The 504-nt window shown below is 67.7% G+C and carries 1 protein-coding gene; it reads right to left on the bottom strand.

Features of this window, described 5'->3' with window-relative positions; genetic code table 11:
- Window positions 1–453: XdhC family protein (locus tag AACY08_RS28855; protein ID WP_339472496.1), on the bottom strand; the 453-nt coding region annotated here is incomplete at its 3' end.
- Between the last annotated feature and the right edge of the window lie 51 nt (window positions 454–504).

Below are 504 nucleotides of genomic sequence, written 5' to 3'. Positions count from 1 at the left end.
CACGATTGACACCGAACCCACGCCCGGCTTGTCGCCGCCAGCCCTGATCGGAACCACCTCCTCGCAGCTAGCGATCCGCTCTATAAGGCACGACCCGAAACGATGCTCGATACACTGTCCAGGAACGGCTCGGTCGAGCCAGTTCAGTCTGGTGGCGTCGACATTCTCGATGAGCACGCGGACCCTCCCCCCGCAGCATTGGCCGAGGAGGGGACCAAGCGGATAATCTTGCACCCGCCAGGTGCCGGGCGGATGCGTCAGGATAAGCCGTGACTGCTCGATCAGCAGATGCTCGAGCTGCCCGCCGCCGATCGTGCCCCAGAGCCCGTCGGCGTCGACGAGCATCCGCGTGCCGGCACCGCGAGGGGCAGAGCCTTCGACCGCTAGGATGGTCACCATCGCGACCGGAGCGCCTCCCGCACGGGCCTCTAGCGCCGCTGCCCAGTCGATCACCGTGCCAGCGCCGCCAGGATACGTTCCGGCGTCGCCGGGGCATCGAGCGCC

The sequence above is a fragment of the Pseudomonas sp. EL_65y_Pfl1_R83 genome, assembly GCF_963970695.1.
In the GTDB taxonomy this organism is placed as follows: Bacteria; Pseudomonadota; Gammaproteobacteria; order Pseudomonadales; family Pseudomonadaceae; genus Aquipseudomonas; species Aquipseudomonas tritici.
This window is presented reverse-complemented; position numbering and strand designations above follow the sequence as displayed.